The organism is Cellulosimicrobium sp. E-16 (genome assembly GCF_049913115.1).
In the GTDB taxonomy this organism is placed as follows: Bacteria; Actinomycetota; Actinomycetes; order Actinomycetales; family Cellulomonadaceae; genus Cellulosimicrobium.
The window spans coordinates 4,154,020-4,168,531 of record NZ_CP183974.1; the positions used below are offsets into that span (position 1 = coordinate 4,154,020).

Annotated in this window: 18 protein-coding genes; 8 read left to right on the forward strand and 10 right to left on the reverse strand. The window is 75.5% G+C overall.

From position 1 onward, the window contains the following. Nucleotides 1–44: 44 nt before the first annotated feature. The 3 genes from ACN9MS_RS18270 to ACN9MS_RS18280 all read right to left on the reverse strand — a co-directional run bounded on the left by ACN9MS_RS18270 (nucleotide 45) and on the right by ACN9MS_RS18280 (nucleotide 4,017). Nucleotides 45–1,508 carry a hypothetical protein gene (locus ACN9MS_RS18270; protein WP_426309812.1) on the reverse strand — a complete coding sequence of 488 codons (1,464 nt, stop codon included), beginning with the start codon at nucleotides 1,506–1,508 and terminating at the stop codon, nucleotides 45–47. Between the two features lie 84 nt (nucleotides 1,509–1,592). Then, complete coding sequence (locus tag ACN9MS_RS18275) at nucleotides 1,593–2,747, reverse strand: hypothetical protein (RefSeq protein WP_426309813.1); 1,155 nt, start codon at nucleotides 2,745–2,747, stop codon at nucleotides 1,593–1,595. Nucleotides 2,748–2,853: 106 nt separating this feature from the next. Continuing rightward, the gene (locus tag ACN9MS_RS18280; protein WP_426309814.1) at nucleotides 2,854–4,017 is read right to left on the reverse strand and encodes a VIT1/CCC1 transporter family protein; all 1,164 of its coding nucleotides are present in this window, start codon (nucleotides 4,015–4,017) and stop codon (nucleotides 2,854–2,856) included. 136 nt (nucleotides 4,018–4,153) lie between these two features. On the opposite strand from ACN9MS_RS18280, the gene ACN9MS_RS18285 reads away from it, so the two are divergent. Next, nucleotides 4,154–4,534: an FKBP-type peptidyl-prolyl cis-trans isomerase gene (locus ACN9MS_RS18285; RefSeq protein WP_087470098.1), complete on the forward strand. Its 381-nt coding sequence runs from the start codon at nucleotides 4,154–4,156 to the stop codon at nucleotides 4,532–4,534. An 84-nt stretch (nucleotides 4,535–4,618) separates the two neighbouring features. Here the strand turns inward: ACN9MS_RS18285 and ACN9MS_RS18290 are convergent, their stop codons facing one another. Further along, nucleotides 4,619–5,350: a DedA family protein gene (locus tag ACN9MS_RS18290; RefSeq protein WP_426309815.1), complete on the reverse strand. Its 732-nt coding sequence runs from the start codon at nucleotides 5,348–5,350 to the stop codon at nucleotides 4,619–4,621. A 193-nt stretch (nucleotides 5,351–5,543) separates the two neighbouring features. On the opposite strand from ACN9MS_RS18290, the gene ACN9MS_RS18295 reads away from it, so the two are divergent. Together ACN9MS_RS18295 and ACN9MS_RS18300 are read left to right on the forward strand one after the other, a co-directional pair. Then, entirely contained in the window at nucleotides 5,544–6,140 is a 597-nt protein-coding gene (locus ACN9MS_RS18295; protein WP_426309816.1) for a ribonuclease H family protein, read from the forward strand. Between the two features lie 71 nt (nucleotides 6,141–6,211). Further along, the gene (locus tag ACN9MS_RS18300) at nucleotides 6,212–7,222 is read left to right on the forward strand and encodes a DNA-3-methyladenine glycosylase family protein (protein WP_426309817.1); all 1,011 of its coding nucleotides are present in this window, start codon (nucleotides 6,212–6,214) and stop codon (nucleotides 7,220–7,222) included. 78 nt (nucleotides 7,223–7,300) lie between these two features. Here the strand turns inward: ACN9MS_RS18300 and ACN9MS_RS18305 are convergent, their stop codons facing one another. The 3 genes from ACN9MS_RS18305 to ACN9MS_RS18315 all read right to left on the reverse strand — a co-directional run bounded on the left by ACN9MS_RS18305 (nucleotide 7,301) and on the right by ACN9MS_RS18315 (nucleotide 9,013). Next, a complete protein-coding gene (locus ACN9MS_RS18305) occupies nucleotides 7,301–7,480 on the reverse strand; it encodes a hypothetical protein (RefSeq protein ID WP_426309818.1) in 180 nt (59 codons plus the stop codon). A 157-nt stretch (nucleotides 7,481–7,637) separates the two neighbouring features. Further along, a complete protein-coding gene (locus ACN9MS_RS18310; RefSeq protein WP_426309819.1) occupies nucleotides 7,638–8,336 on the reverse strand; it encodes a DsbA family oxidoreductase in 699 nt (232 codons plus the stop codon). A 50-nt stretch (nucleotides 8,337–8,386) separates the two neighbouring features. Next, entirely contained in the window at nucleotides 8,387–9,013 is a 627-nt protein-coding gene (locus tag ACN9MS_RS18315) for a DinB family protein (protein WP_426309820.1), read from the reverse strand. A gap of 313 nt (nucleotides 9,014–9,326) precedes the next feature. Here ACN9MS_RS18315 and ACN9MS_RS18320 point away from each other — a divergent pair, with 313 nt between their 5' ends. Together ACN9MS_RS18320 and ACN9MS_RS18325 are read left to right on the forward strand one after the other, a co-directional pair. Beyond that, the gene (locus tag ACN9MS_RS18320) at nucleotides 9,327–9,974 is read left to right on the forward strand and encodes a histidine phosphatase family protein (RefSeq protein ID WP_426309821.1); all 648 of its coding nucleotides are present in this window, start codon (nucleotides 9,327–9,329) and stop codon (nucleotides 9,972–9,974) included. A gap of 65 nt (nucleotides 9,975–10,039) precedes the next feature. Next, a complete protein-coding gene (locus tag ACN9MS_RS18325; protein WP_426309822.1) occupies nucleotides 10,040–10,597 on the forward strand; it encodes a PH domain-containing protein in 558 nt (185 codons plus the stop codon). A gap of 4 nt (nucleotides 10,598–10,601) precedes the next feature. Here the strand turns inward: ACN9MS_RS18325 and ACN9MS_RS18330 are convergent, their stop codons facing one another. Next, a complete protein-coding gene (locus ACN9MS_RS18330) occupies nucleotides 10,602–11,366 on the reverse strand; it encodes an MOSC domain-containing protein (protein ID WP_426309823.1) in 765 nt (254 codons plus the stop codon). 89 nt (nucleotides 11,367–11,455) lie between these two features. On the opposite strand from ACN9MS_RS18330, the gene ACN9MS_RS18335 reads away from it, so the two are divergent. Then, nucleotides 11,456–12,076, forward strand: coding sequence for a class I SAM-dependent methyltransferase (locus ACN9MS_RS18335; RefSeq protein WP_426309824.1), 621 nt, complete (start codon nucleotides 11,456–11,458; stop codon nucleotides 12,074–12,076). 22 nt (nucleotides 12,077–12,098) lie between these two features. On the opposite strand, the gene ACN9MS_RS18340 is transcribed toward ACN9MS_RS18335, so the two are convergent. Both ACN9MS_RS18340 and ACN9MS_RS18345 read right to left on the reverse strand, forming a co-directional pair. Continuing rightward, the gene (locus ACN9MS_RS18340) at nucleotides 12,099–12,374 is read right to left on the reverse strand and encodes a hypothetical protein (RefSeq protein WP_047231154.1); all 276 of its coding nucleotides are present in this window, start codon (nucleotides 12,372–12,374) and stop codon (nucleotides 12,099–12,101) included. Nucleotides 12,375–12,377: 3 nt separating this feature from the next. Beyond that, nucleotides 12,378–13,442: a C2 family cysteine protease gene (locus ACN9MS_RS18345; RefSeq protein WP_426309825.1), complete on the reverse strand. Its 1,065-nt coding sequence runs from the start codon at nucleotides 13,440–13,442 to the stop codon at nucleotides 12,378–12,380. A 161-nt stretch (nucleotides 13,443–13,603) separates the two neighbouring features. On the opposite strand from ACN9MS_RS18345, the gene ACN9MS_RS18350 reads away from it, so the two are divergent. Continuing rightward, nucleotides 13,604–14,149 carry a hypothetical protein gene (locus tag ACN9MS_RS18350; protein WP_426309826.1) on the forward strand — a complete coding sequence of 182 codons (546 nt, stop codon included), beginning with the start codon at nucleotides 13,604–13,606 and terminating at the stop codon, nucleotides 14,147–14,149. Between the two features lie 3 nt (nucleotides 14,150–14,152). Further along, on the forward strand, nucleotides 14,153–14,440 hold the full coding sequence (locus tag ACN9MS_RS18355; protein ID WP_378229508.1) for a hypothetical protein: 288 nt from the start codon (nucleotides 14,153–14,155) through the stop codon (nucleotides 14,438–14,440). Nucleotides 14,441–14,512 lie beyond the last annotated feature (72 nt).

Genomic DNA, 14,512 nt, shown 5'->3' on the forward strand with positions numbered 1-14,512 from the left:
ACCGCCCGGGCGCGAGGCCCGGGCGGCCCCTGTCATGGTGAGCGTCAGCTCCGGTCGGTGAAGACCGGGGTGTAGGCGGCCGGGTCCGCGACCCAGGACTTCCGGCGGAAGCGCTGGAGCGACAGGCCGAGGAGCGTGAGCAGCCCGGCCATCACGAGCAGCCCCAGGTCACCGCCCGCACCGGTGGTGGCGAGGGCCGTCGGGGCCGACGCGATGACGGTCGAACCGCCGGTCGCGGCCATCGCGCCGTTCCCGGTCACCGGGTTCAGCACGCGGGTCACGGTGCCGTCCGTGCCGTCCGAGGTCCCCGGGTCAGCGGGGTCGGTCGGATCGGACGGGTCCGTCGGGTCCGTCGGGTCCGTCGGGTCCGTCGGGTCGGTCGGGTCCGTCGGGTCGGTCGGGTCCGTGGGGACCGCCGCCGTCGGGCACGCGGCAGAGGCGTCGCCCAGCAGGCCCACGCCCACGCCGCAGACCGTGACGGGGACCGTCACCGGCAGGTCGACGTCGAGGTCGGGCAGCGCGCCGAGCACGCCGTCGTCCCCGAGAACCCCGTCGAGCAGGCCGTCGTCGCCGAGCACGCCGTCCAGCAGACCGTCGCCCGACGAACCGCCACCGAGCAGGTCGTCCACGAGACCGTCCTCGCCCAGGACCCCGTCCAGGAGGCCGTCACCCCCGCCGAGCACGCCGTCGCCCAGGAGACCGTCGCCGAGCAGGTCGTCGACGAGGCCGCCGTCGCCCAGGACGCCGTCGAGCAGGCCCGAGCCGTCTGACGCCTCGCCGGAGCCGGCCCCGTCGCCGGAGCCCTCACCGGCGCCACCGCCGACAGCCGCGTCGCCGCCGACGCCGACCGCGACGCCCGAGACGTCCACGGGGATGGTGACCGGCACGTCGACGTCCACGTCCGAGCCGGACCCGGCCGCGCCGTCGTCGGTGCCGTCGGCCGGGGCAGCCGGAGCCGGAGTGACCGCCGCGTCGCCCAGGACGCCCACCGCGACGCCCGAGACGTCCACGGGGATCGTCACCGGCACGTCGACGTCCACGTCCGCCGCGCCCGCCGGGGCGGGCGCGGGGGCGGGGGCTGGTGCTGGCGTGGGCGCCGGGTCCGCGGCCGGCGCCACCGCGGCGTCGCCCAGGACGCCGACGGCGACACCCGACACGTCGACGGGGACCGTCACCGGGATGTCCACGTCGATGTCCGCCGGACCCGCCGGGGCGGGCTCCGGCGCGGGCGCGGGCGCCGGCTCGGCGGACGGCTCAGAGGTCACGGTCGCGTCGCCGAGGGCGCCCACCGCGACGTCGGACACGGTCACGGGGACGTGCACGGGCACGTCGACCGAGACGTCGGGCAGAGCCTCGGTCACCTGGCTCAGCGGAGCCTCGACCGAGACGTCCAGCCCGAGGTCGCCGAGGAGGTCGCCCTCGGCTGCGTGGGCCGCTCCGGCCCCGACGACCACGAGGCCGCCTGTGACGAGCGCTGTGCGCAGCGCGCGCCGAACGAAGGTGTGCATGATCGTTCTCTTTCCTGCTCAAAGGTGGTGGCGCACGACGGCGCCGGGTCGCGTCTGCCGCGCGACGCGCGGCGGCGGACCACCTCAGGCAGGAGAGACCGGGACCTCGAAGAACGTCGAGGGGTGCTTCGACCGCGCGTCGTCGACGACGGCGGTCCAGGACGAGAGGGCGGGGGCGTCGGCGCCGTGGCCGACCGCCGCGAGGTCGCCACCTGACCCGGCGCGCTGGGCGCTGCCGGAGGGCGCCGGCGTGGTGCCGAGGCCACCGTCGGCGGGGATGCCGCCGGGTGACGCGGGACCGCCCGCGGGCGCGACCGTGACCGGCGGAGCATCGACCGCGGCGAGGAGGACCCCACCGTCGACCCCCGGATGCCGCGCGCCGGACCGCGCGCCGGTCGACGGCGTCAGGCCCGCGCGGTCCGCTCCGGTCGCCGGAGCGGGCGGTGGCACGCCGTCCGACGCCGACGGAGCTGCCGGGCCGGGGTCAGGAGTGTTCGGCGCGGAGCTTCCTGGCTCCGCCGGACCGGACGGGCCCGGAGCCTCAGAGCCCGTCCCGGGCGCCTCGGGGAGCACGGGCGCGAGCGGGTCCAGCGGCGTGAGCGGCCCCGTGACGGGACCGAGCACCGGGTCGGTGACCGGCGCCAGCACGTCGAGGACCGGGGTCAGCGCCTCCAGGACCGGCGCGACCGGGTCGAGCGCCGGCGCCACGGTCTCGAGGACCGGGTTCACCACCGGTGCGACCGCCTCGACGACCGGCGTCGCGGCCGGCACGACCGCGTCGAGGACCGGCGTGGTCACCGGCGCGACGGCGTCGGTCACGGGCTGCACGACCGGCGCCACGGGTGCGACGACCTGCTCGACCACGGGAGCGACCGGCTCGACCACCTGCTCCACCACCGGGGCGACGGGTCGCACGACCTCCTCGACCACGGGGGCGGCCGGGGTCACGACCTTCTCGACGACCGGGGCGACCGGCTGGACGACCGGGGCGACGACGTCGCGCACGACCGGCTTCACGACGTCCCGGACCACCGGGTCGACGACGGTCTGGACCGTCGAGGTCACGGGTGACAGGGCCTTTCCGAGACCGAGCGGGTCGTCCGCGGCGGACGCGCCGCCCGCGGTCGCGACGGCGAACGCGAGGCCCGCACCGAGGCCGCCACCGGCCACGAGAGCGCGCACGAGCCAGCGACGGGCGGCTGGTGCGCGCCTGCCCTGCGCGTCGTGCGTCGCGTCCATCGTGTGCCCCGTGGGTCGTCGGTGCAGCGAAGGGTCGGGCCGACAGGCCCGTCCGGGGTCACGGTAGGCATGCCCGTGTGACGCTCACCACCGGGAGCGCCCGATTTCACCCGACGGTTGCCCCGAACACCAGGCCGAGCAGGTAGGTCGCCGCGGCGGCGCCGAACCCGATGGCGATCTGCCGCAGGGCTCGCGTGAGCGGCGAGGTCCCCGAGAGCAGACCGACCGTGGCGCCGGTCGCGAGGAGCGCGATCCCCACCAGGAGGGCCGCCACGCCCACGGCCACGAGGCCCGTGAGGCCGAAGAGATAGGGCAGCACCGGGATGAGCGCGCCCGACGCGAAGAAGAGGAACGACGACACCGCCGCCCCCATCGCCGTCCCGTGCGTCTCGTGCTCGTCCGTGCTGGGCGGCGGGGCGATAACGGTCTGCTGCGTGTACGTCGCGAGGACGTCGGCGGCGTGCGCCTCGGCCTCGACCGGTGCCATGCCGCGTGCGCGGTAGACGAGCGCCAGCTCGTTCGCGTCGACGTCGAGGTCGGGCAGCGCGGCGGACGCCTGCGGGCTGGGCGTCGAGGCGTCGAGCAGCTCGCGCTGCGACCGCACCGACACGTACTCCCCCGCGCCCATGGACAGCGCTCCCGCGAGCAGTCCCGCGAGCCCCGAGAGGAGGACGGTGCTGTTCGACGCCCCGGACGCCCCGATACCGAGGATCAGCGCGAGGTTGGACACGAGCCCGTCGTTCGCACCGAAGACCGCCGCGCGGAACGTCCCCGACATGCGGTTGCGCCCGCGCGTCGCGAGCCCGCGCACGACCTCCTCGTGGATCCGCTCGTCCGCGGCCATCGTCGGCGTCGCGTCGGCGTCGGTCTCGTACGTCGAGCGCGCCTCGGCGCGCTGGGCGAGCGCGAGCACGAACACGCCGCCGAAGCGGCGCGCGAGCCAGCCGAGCGTCCGGGTGCGCCAGTCGCCGCGCAGGGGCTTGCCGACGTCGTCGCCGAGCAGGTCGAGCCAGTGCCGCTCGTGCCGCTTCTCCGCGTCCGCGAGCGCCAGGAGGATGTCGCGCTCCTCCCCGCTGCGACGGCTCGCGAGGTCGCGGTAGACGGCGGCCTCCGCGCGCTCGTCGGCGAGGAACCGGCGCCACCGCCGCACCTCGTGCGGCGTCGGTCGGGCCCCGCGGTCGGGCGACGAACCGGGGAGCGCCGCCCCGGTCGCGGCCCGTGCCGGGGGTTCGGGAGGCGTGCCGGACGGCTGCGCGGGTGTCGTGGGCATGCCTCCATGATGGCGATCTCCGGCCTCGCCGTGTTGCGCGCGGCCGAACGAGGCCCCGGGGGTCCCCCCGACCCGCGTTCCGGGCGTCCCCAACCTCGGGCCAGCCCGCCGTCCGCCGTCGTGGTTGGATCGGAGCATGACCACTGGAGAGAACGAGCTGTCCCGCCCCGAGGTCGACGCGCCGGAGGGCCCCGCGCCCACGGAGCTCGTCGTCGAGGACATCACCGTCGGTGACGGCCCGGAGGCCACGCCGGGCGCGACCGTGAACGTGCACTACCTCGGCGTCGAGTACGAGACGGGCGAGGAGTTCGACGCCTCGTGGAACCGTGGGCAGTCGATCAACTTCCCGCTGCGCAGCCTCATCGCGGGCTGGCAGCAGGGGATCCCCGGCATGAAGGTGGGCGGGCGGCGCAAGCTCGTCGTGCCGCCGGAGCTCGCCTACGGCCCCGCGGGCGGCGGCCACCGCCTGTCCGGCAAGACGCTGATCTTCGTCATCGACCTGCTCGGCGTCTCCTGACCGACGCTCACCGCGGAGGGCCCTGGTCGTCGACCGGGGCCCTCCGTCGTCGTGCGGGCACCCACGGGTCCCGCGGGCGCGGCGTCAGCTCGCGGGTCCCGGGCACGGGACCAGGTCGGCGTCCGGCGCGGGGGCGGCGGCCTCGTGGACGAGCGACGTGATCGCGGCAGACCCCGGCACCAGGAGGGCGTCCCGCTCCCGCCGGGCCGCGCGGAACCGGACCGCGGTGTCGACGAGGACGCCGAGAAGGATCCCGCCGACGACCCCGACCACGACGGCGAGGAGCGGGCTGTCGCCCACCCAGGCGGCGGCGAGCGTGCCGATGAGGACCGAGTACGTGGCCCAGGCGACCGAGGCGACGGCGGAGAGCGCCATGAAGCGGCGGCGCGAGAAGCCCACGGCCCCCGCGGTCACGTTGACCGCCGTCCGCCCGATCGGCACGAACCGCGCACCCAGCACGACGGACGCGCCGCGTCGGTCGAGCGACCGCGTCGCCCACGTGACGGCGCGCTGGCCGCGCGGGCCGCGCAGCGCCGGCAGCGCTCGCGTGCCCAGCGCCCGCCCGAGCGCGTAGGCGAGCTGGTCGCCGCACCACGCGCCGAGGGCGGCGACCAGCAGCACGAGCCCCCAGGCCACGCCCCCGCCGGACTGCGCCCCCACCGCGAGCATCACGATCACGGTCTCGCCGGGGATCGGCGGGAAGAACCCGTCGCCCGCGGTCGTCGCGAAGAGCGTCGGCAGCGCCCACACGGAGTCGACGAGCGCGAGCAACCACGCCTCGACCTGTCCCCACAGCTCCACGACCCACGCGACCATGCGTCCCAGCCTCGACCGCGCGGCCGTCCGGCACCATGGGGTATCCCCCCGGTTCTCCCCTGAGGCGACCCCGACCGGGCGCCTACGGACACGTGGTCCCTCGACCCTCCGGTCCGGGGGACAATGTGGCTCGACGCATTCGCCTCCCCGCGCCGCAGCCGGCGGGCGGGGACGTCCGTGATCGAGGAGCGCTGTGATCACTGTCAGCACCGACGGCTCGTGCCTGAGCAACCCGGGCGGCGCCATCGGGTGGGCGTGGATCAACCACGACGGCACGTTCGACTCCGGCGGCGCCGTGAGCGGGACCAACCAGGTCGCCGAGCTGACCGCGCTGCTCCAGGCGGTCCGCGCGCACCCGGGCGCGGAGCCGCTGCTCATCGAGTCCGACTCGCAGTACGCCATCAAGTGCGCGTCTGAGTGGGTCGTCGCCTGGAAGCGCAAGGGGTGGCGCACCGCGGGCGGGCAGCCCGTGAAGAACCTCGAGCTCGTGCAGGCGATCGACCGGGTCATCACCGAGCGCGCAGGGCCCGTCCGGTTCCGCTGGGTGCGCGGCCACGTCGGCGACCCGTTCAACGAGCGCGCCGACCAGCTCGCGGGCCTCGCCGCCCAGGACTGGGCTGCCGGTCGCGGCGACCTCGACGGCACGCTCGTCCCCGAGCTCGGCGACCCCACGCGACCGGCCGGCCGCGCGTCCGGAGCGGCGCACGCCACGGCCGCTGCCGCGCACGCGCCGACGCCCAAGCAGCCGGCGCCGGAGCCCGCGTGGGACATGGACACCCTGTTCGACTGACGCACCACCGCCGAGCACGACGCCAGGCCACATCGCGCTCGACCGTCGGCGGCGGGTGCGACGATGGGGCGGTGACCGTCCTGCCGAGCACGGGCCCCGAGCCCGCCGAGCACGCGGTCGGCGACCGTCCACGCGTGGTCGCGCACGCCGAGGTCGGCGAGCCGCTCGTCCGACGCGTCCGGTCGGACCGGCCCCTGGACCTGCACCTCACGCTCGGCCGGCTGCCCCGCGGACCGTACGACCCGACGTTCCGCCGCACGCCGTCCGGGGACGTCTGGCGCACGACGCGGATGCCCTCCGGCCCCGCGACCTGCCGCCTCGCGCAGACCGGGCCGCGCGACGTCGTCGGGCACGCCTGGGGACCGGGTGCCCAAGAGGTGCTCGACGCCCTCCCCCACCTGCTGGGCGAGCACGACGACGACACCGGCTTCACCCCGCCCGCGCCCCTGCGCGACGCGCACCGGCGCAGCACCGGCCTGCGCATCCCCCGCACCGGTCGCGTGCTGGAGGCGCTCGTCCCCGCGATCCTCGAGCAGCGCGTCCAGACGGTCGCCGCGTGGCGGTCGTGGGGCTGGCTCCTGCGCCGGTACGGCGAGCGCGCGCCGGGTCCCGCGGGCGACGCCGGGATGCTCGTCGTGCCCGACGCCGCCACCTGGGCGCGCGTGCCGTCCTGGGACTGGCACCGCGCGAACGTCGACCCGGGCCGTGCGCGGACCGTCGTCGCGGCCGCTCGCGTCGCCCGCCGCCTCGAGGAGTGCGGCGCGCTGCTCGACGCGCGGGGAGCCGCCGCCGCCCACGCCCGGCTCCAGGCGGTCCCGGGCGTGGGCGTGTGGACCGCGGCCGAGGTCGCGCAGCGCGCTCTCGGCGACGCCGACGCCGTGTCGGTGGGCGACTACCACCTCGCCAAGGCGGTCGGCTGGGCGCTCGTCGGCGAGCGAGTCGACGACGAGCGCATGCTCGAGCTCCTCGCGCCGTACTCGCCGCACCGCTACCGCGTCGTCCGGCTCCTGGAGCTCTCCGGCAGGGCGCACGCCCCACGGCGCGGCCCACGCCTCTCGATCCAGGACCACCGCCCCAACTGACGGCCACGCACCTCGCTGAGTGCATGAAATAGTCGCCGGAACCTGCCGTTCCGGCGACTATTCCATGCACTCACGGTGTTACTCGGGGAGCGCGCACACCCCGTCGACGCAGACCGCGGCGTCGTCCGCGCCGACGAGCGTGAGCCCGGGGGCGCTCTCGCGGTGCGGGGCTGCGGCGTCGGCGGCGCTCACGTTCATGAGCGTGGTGCGACGCGGGTTCGCGATGGAGTGGTAGAGGTTCGTCGTGGTGTCGGTCATCTGAGGCCTCCTCGTGGGAATCACGGGCGCCGGTGCACGTGTGGAGCCGGCGTCGGTGCGGGCTGCGTCCCAGTCTCCGTGATACCGAGTCGCAGGTCCACCGCACCGGGGTGTGAGATACGTCGCTCTCCGAACCTGGTCTCGCAGAGCGGACAGGTCAGGCGGCGTCGCGCTCCGCGACCGCCTGCTGCAGCACCTGGACGAAGACCGCCGGGTCCTGGGCGCCCGAGACGCCGTACCGGCCGTCGACGACGAAGAACGGCACTCCGTTGATCCCGTAGGCGCGCGCCTGGTCGATGTCCGCCTGGACGTCCGCGGCGTAGCGGCCGTCCTCGAGGGCGGCGACGGCCTCGGCGCGGTCGAGCCCCACCTCGGCCGCGAGGTCCGCGAGCTCCTGGACGCGACCCACGTGCCGGCCCTCCTCGAAGTACGCCTTGAGGAGGCGTTCCTTCATCTCGACCTGCTTGCCGTGCGCCTTCGCGTGGTGCAGCAGCTCGTGGGCGGTGAGGGTCTTGGTGTGCTGCAGCGCGTCGAAGTCGTAGGAGAGGCCCTCGGCGGCGGCGAGCTGGGTCATCTGCCCGAGCATCTGCTCGACCTGCGCACGCGGCATGCCCTTGTGCCCCGCGAGGAAGTCCACCTCGGTGCCGTCGAAGTCGACCGGGGTGTCCGGCGCGAGCTCGAACGAGTGGTACTCGATCTCGACCTGCGGGCCGTCGCCGGCCTCGGCGAGCCGGCCGAGCGCCGTCTCGAGACGTCGCTTGCCGACGTAGCACCAGGGGCACGCGACGTCGGACCAGATGTCGATCTTCACCGTGGGGGCCGTCGCGTCCGTCGCGGCGGGGCTGTTCGTGGTCATGTGACCGTTCAACCATCTGGACGACCGCACGATTCCCTCGTGGCCGACCGTCAGGGCGTGACGTTCGCCGCACGGTGGAGGTCCTGCAGCACCATGATCTCAGCGCCGTGGTGGATCAGCTCGCGGTTCATGTGCGCGACGAGGTGGACGAAAGGCGCCTGGGCGTCGATCTCCGTCGCCTGGCTGAGCCCGACGGTGAACGCCCCTTCGTCCGGCAGCGCGTCGACCCCCGCCCGCCACCGGTCCACCTCGTGCCGCAGGCCCGCGACCGCGGGCCCGACCTCGCCCGAGAACGCCACCGCGTCCCGGCGACGCTCGTGCGGCCCGAACGTCCACTCCCACCGCTCGAAGAAGGCCTCGGTGAGGTGCGCGACCAGCCACCCGATCGTCCTCGGCTGCGACGAGTCCGGACCCTCCGGCCACTCCATCACCCAGTCGCCGACGCCGAGCGTGCGCGGCGTGCGCTCGGTGCCGCGACGCACGACGCGCAACGAGTCCGGGCCGGGCTCCCACTCGAGCTCCGCCTGGGTGAGCGTCGCGAGCCGCTCCGCGACCTCGAGCCACGAGAACCCGAGCTGGCCGCGCACGACGGCGAGCGACGTCGGGACCGTGAGGATCGACCAGTCGAACTCGGGGCTCCCGTACGCGATCTCCCCGTCCGCCGCCTCGTGCACCATCCCGTTCCCCCTTCCGGCGGCGCCGTCGCCGCCCGTCGTCTCGGTACCGACGCTAACGGGGACCACCGACGCGGGCGCGCGAGAATGGTCTCGACCTCTCCGTCTCCCGCCTCGTCCACCGGAGTCCTCGTGCGCGTCCGCCCCCGTACCGTCCTGCTCGTCGCGACCGGGATCGCCGTCGTCCTGCTCGGCGCCCTCGTCGTCTTCCTCGCGATCAACGGCGTCGACCGCATCCCCGGCTGACACCCCCGACGCGCGCCCCGGGCGTCCCCGGGTGATCCTGCTGGAGGACCCCACGCAGGAAGGCCGACCCGTGACCGCCACCGACACCGCCCCCGACCCGCAGCTCGTCCTCGTGCGCCACGGCGAGACCGAGTGGAGCGCGAGCGGCCGCCACACCGGGCGCTCGGACATCCCGCTCACGGTCGCGGGCGAGCAGCAGGCCGTCGCGGCGGGCGTGTGGCTGCAGCGGTGGGCCGACCGCCGGGGGCGACGTCCCGCCGTCGTGCTCTCGAGCCCGCGCCAGCGCGCGCGACGCACCGCCGACCTCGCCGGGTTCCCGGACGCGGAGACCGACGACGACCTCGCCGAGTGGGACTACGGCCCCGTCGACGGACGGACCGCGGTCGACGTCGGCGAGCAGCTGGGCCACGAGTGGCTGATCTTCCGCGACGGCGTGAACGTGCTCGCGGCGGCGAACGGGCATCGCGGCGAGGAGCTCACCGAGGTGGCCGCCCGGGCCGGGCGCGTGCTCCAGCGCGTCGAGCCGACGCTGCAGGGCGGCGACGACGTCGTCCTGTTCGCGCACGGGCACCTGCTGCGCGTCCTCGCGACCGTGTGGCTCGGCGTCGACCCCGGCCTGGGTGCGCGGCTCGAGCTCGGCACGGCCGCGATCTGCCTGCTGGGCTACGGGCACGGGCTGCGCACGGTCGAGGGCTGGAACCTCTCGGCACAAGCCTGACCCCGGGCGGACGACCGGCGGGACGGCTCTCCCACCGCGGTCCGCGAGGTGGCACGATGCTGCCCATGGGTCTGAGCGAGAAGCACCTCACCGAGGGCGAGCACGTCGTCATGGAGCTCAAGGAGCACGCGAAGGCGCTGTTCTGGCCGTTCGTGCTGCTGGTCGCCCTCGTCGCGGCCGTCGTCGTGACGGTCGTGCTCGTCCCGAACGACGTCGTCCGCTGGGTCGTCGCGGGCCTCGCCCTCGTCGCGGCGATCGTCTGGGTGCTCGTGCCGTGGCTGCGCTGGCGGACCACGGAGTACACCGTGACCACCAAGCGCATCGCGATGCGCTCGGGCATCATCACGCGCACCGGACGCGACATCCCGCTCTACCGCATCAACGACGTGAACTACGAGAAGGGCCCGATCGACCGGATCTTCGGGTGCGGGACGCTCGTCATCTCCGACGCGACCGACAAGCCGGGCCTGAACCTGCACGACGTCCCCGACGTCGAGAACGTGCAGGTCCGCCTGCACGACCTCCTCTTCACGGCCGACGACGGCTCGGACGACGGCGAGTGGCCGCCGAACGAGCCGCCCCGCGGTCCGCGCGCCCCCCGCATCCCGCGCGCGGAGCGCTGACGCGTCAGTCCTCGATGCCTCGCCCGACCGCGATCTCGGCGCGGGCCAGCATCTCGTCGGTCAGCGCGACGTCGCCCTCGAGGTGCGCGACGATGAGGCGGCGCGCGACGTCCACCGCGCGCTCGGGGTCGGCGCCGCGCGCGTTCCACGCCCCGAACCAGTCGGCGAGGGTCACGCCGTGCTCGGGCCGGTAGCACACCGTCACCGCGTCCCCCGCGCGCAGCTCGCCGTTGCGCACGACCCGCAGGTACGCTCCCGTCCGGTTCGCGGCGGTGAAGCGCTTGACCCACTTGTCCTCGCCGAGCCGGCGCGCGAACGTCGAGCACGGCGTACGGGGCTGGGTGACCTCGAGCAGCGCGGTACCGACGGACCAGCGCTCCCCCACGACGGCCTCGCTCACGGGGATGCCCCGCACGCGCAGGTTCTCGCCGAACAGGCCGGGCGGGACCTCGCGCTCGAGCTGCCCGACCCACCAGTCGGCGTCGTCCTGCCCGTACGCGTACACGGCCTGCTCCTCGCCGCCGTGGTTCGCCCGGTCGGCCTGGAGGTCCGCGTAGAGGCCGAGCCGGCGCACCTTCACGGGCCCGTCGACGGGCCGCTTGTCGATCGCCGTGACGCCGACGGGTCCCGCGTCGGGCAGGAGGGCGTGGACGCGGCAGACCGCGAGGACCTCGCCCGTCGGGGCGCTGGAGGCGAGGTCGGTCACGGGCGCGGTCGCGGGGGACGCGGAGAGGTCGGTCGACGAGAGGGGCGGCGCGGCGGGAGACATCCCTCGATTCTCGCAGTGCGCGGTGCCTGAGGACACCGGGGACCAAGGTCACGGGACCGGTCTCACCCCGCGCGGGTAGCGTCGTCGGCATGAGCGCCACCCGTCCCTCGCGCTGGGAGCAGAAGACCGCCGCCGACCCGTCGCACTCCACCTGGTACGTCGAACGGTTCCGGGCGATGGCGGCCCGCGGCGCCGACCTCGCGGGCGAGGCGCGACTGGTCGACGCCATGCTGCCCCGCGGTTCGCGGGTGCTCGACGCCGGGTGCGGGCCGGGACGCGTCGGCGCGGAGCTGTTCGCGCGCGGCCACGCGGTCGTCGGGGTCGACGTCGACCCGGTCCTCGTCGCGGCGGCGCGCGCCGACCACCCGGGGCCCGACTGGCGCGTGGGCGATCTCGCCGAGCTCGACCTGCCGGCCGAGGGCGTCACCGAGCCGTTCGACGCGATCGTGTGCGCGGGCAACGTCGTGACGTTCCTCGCCCCCGGGACCGAGGTCGAGGTCCTGCGCCGCTTCCGCGTGCACCTCGCGCCGGGCGGGCGGGCCGTCGTCGGCTTCGGGACCCGGCGCGGCTACGCGCCCGAGCGGTTCCTCGCCGACGCCGAGGAGGCGGGGCTGCACCTCGACCTCGCCCTCGCGACGTGGGACCTGCGCCCGTGGTCTCCGGACGCCGACTTCCTCGTCGCCGTGCTCGCAGCCGACGCGGCGCCCTGAGCGCCGGCGCCGACCGCGCGGCTCAGGCGGGCGTGAACGTGAACGTGACCGCCCCGCTCGACGTCCCCGGCTCCCCCTCCACGTCGTCGACGTGGAGCATGCCCGCGCCGTGCAGGTCGATCGTGTCCCCGAGGTCCGCCCGCAGGACGTCCTCGCCGCGCGGCGAGCGGACCGCGAGCTGCGCGAGCGCGCGCCCGGCCCCGACGCCGACGCGCATCACCCCGACCCGGACGTCGGCGAACTCCGCCTGCGCCCCCTGCGGGACCCGCGCCCGGCGCACCTCGTCGTTGCCTGCCATGCGTCAGCCTCCCGTGTAGACCGAGTCGAAGTTCTCCTTGTACTCCTGCTCGGTGAGCCAGAGGTCGCCGACCTTCTGCTCGCCGTCCAGCATGCCGCCGCCGGGTCCCCACGGGTTGACGACGTGGATCTTCAGCTCGCCGTCGACCTCCTTGACCTCGGTGACGACGTACGCGTGGTTGGGGACGATGCGGCTGTCGTCGACCTCGTCCTCCCAGAACCAGAACGCGTCGTCGTCCTCCGTGCCCACCGCGACCGGCCCGTCCTGCAGCCGGTCCTGGATGTCGGAGAGGCTGAGCTCGCCCGACCGCTCGGCCGGGCGACCCGTGATGGCCTCGAACGCGTCGTCGGAGTGCCCGCCGTCGATGTCCTGGTAGTCGCCGCCGAAGTACTCGGCCGCCGCCTTCTCGTAGATCGAGACCCAGTTCGGCTCGCCGTTCTGGCCCCCGACGCCGTTCTCCGGCACGGTCGGCTCCACGACGATCTCGACCGGCTCCCCGTTCTTGTACATCGTCACGGTGTACGTGCCGTCGTCGTTGAGCCGGATGTGCTCGCGCAGGAACTCCGGGTCGGTCGTCGTGACCGCGCCGAGGCCGGCGAGGAACCAGCAGTCCCCGACCTGGCCCTGGTTGATGTCGTCGATCGAGAAGTCCTCGTTCTCGAGGTCGATCGGCGGGACGTCCTCGTAGTCGCCGAGGTCGTCGGTGAGGCCCGGGTCACCGGGCCGGTCGCCGTCCTCGCCCGGCGTGCTGCGGTCGCCGCCGCCTCCGCCCGACCCGCCCCCGCCAGGACCGACGACTCCGTCGGTGCTCGCGCTCTCCTGCTGGTCCGCCTGGCGCACGACGGCGGTCGCCGCGTCGCCGAGGACGGCCCCGACCGCCGCGACGGCCGGGCCGTGCGACGTCGACCACTCCCCGCGCAGCGCGTCGCCGTCCGGCCCCTCCCAGGGGCTCGACGTCACCAGCGCGTCGAGCTCGCCGCGCAGCGACGTCAGCCTGTCGGCGGCCTCGGACAACCGCTGTCCGAGCTGTCGCAGCTGTGCGACGTCCGCCCCGTACATCCCGCTCATGTCTCCCCCTCGCCCGCAGGTCGCCGAGACGGTACCGCCGCGCGCCCACGCCGGTCCATGGGTCGTGCTCCCCATCCACGGGTCGCCGCGCATCTGACCACGCGTCCGACCGCGCTGGTAGCGTCCCCCGCGGACTCGCACGCGACGACCGAGGGGGACCCATGCCGGAGCAGGCCACGACACGGCGCGAGGGCGCGACCACGCGGGCCGCGGGGGTGGCGCTCGCGCTGGCTGCCCTCGCCACGCTGGCCGCCTGCGGCGCCGACGAGCCGACGGAGCCGGCGCCCGCCGCGGACGCCGTCACGGAGTACGAGCAGACCCGGCAGGACGCCCTCGCGGCCGTCCAGGACGTCTATGGCTCCGACGGCTGGGCCGACGACGAGAGAGGCGCCAGGGCGACGGCGCAGGACGACGGTCGCTGCGTCGTCTTCCTTCCCGACGCCAGTGCCACGCCAGGGGGCGCGGACGCGTACGCCCTGCTCGCGGAGGTGCCCGCCGCGCTCGCCCCGGTGCTCGACGAGCACGGGTTCGGCGAGCCCTCCGACGTCATCGAGGCCGAGCACGGCGGGTCCGCCTCGGTCGAGGCCGAGGACCCGGCGGGGTGGTCGGTGCGCGTGACCGCCGACGGCGACCTGGTCCGCCTCGACGTGTCCGGCCCGGTCGACCTCGACCCGTGCGACGAGGCCGGCCTGCCGGAGCTCGGCTGAGCCGTGCCGTCGTACCGCGTGACCCTCGCCGTGGGCCTGCTGCGCCCGGGCGCCGACCCCGAGGCCGTGCTGCCCGCCGCCGCGGCGGCGGCGCGCGCCCTGACGACGGTCGAGGCGTACGACGTCGGCGTCGTGCGCGGCGAGGCCCGCGTCACCGTCCGCTTCCTCGCCGACACGGACGCGGCCGCGCACGGCGTGGCCGACGCGGTGGAGGCCGGAGTGCGCGCCCACGCCGCGACGTCGGGCGGTCGCCTGACCCGCCGCTGGGGAGCGCGCTGGCACCCGGCGTGACGCTCGCGGGCTAGGGACGGGAGGACGGGCCGCCCGCCGCGCGGGGTGCACGCGGGACCGGTTCAATGGACG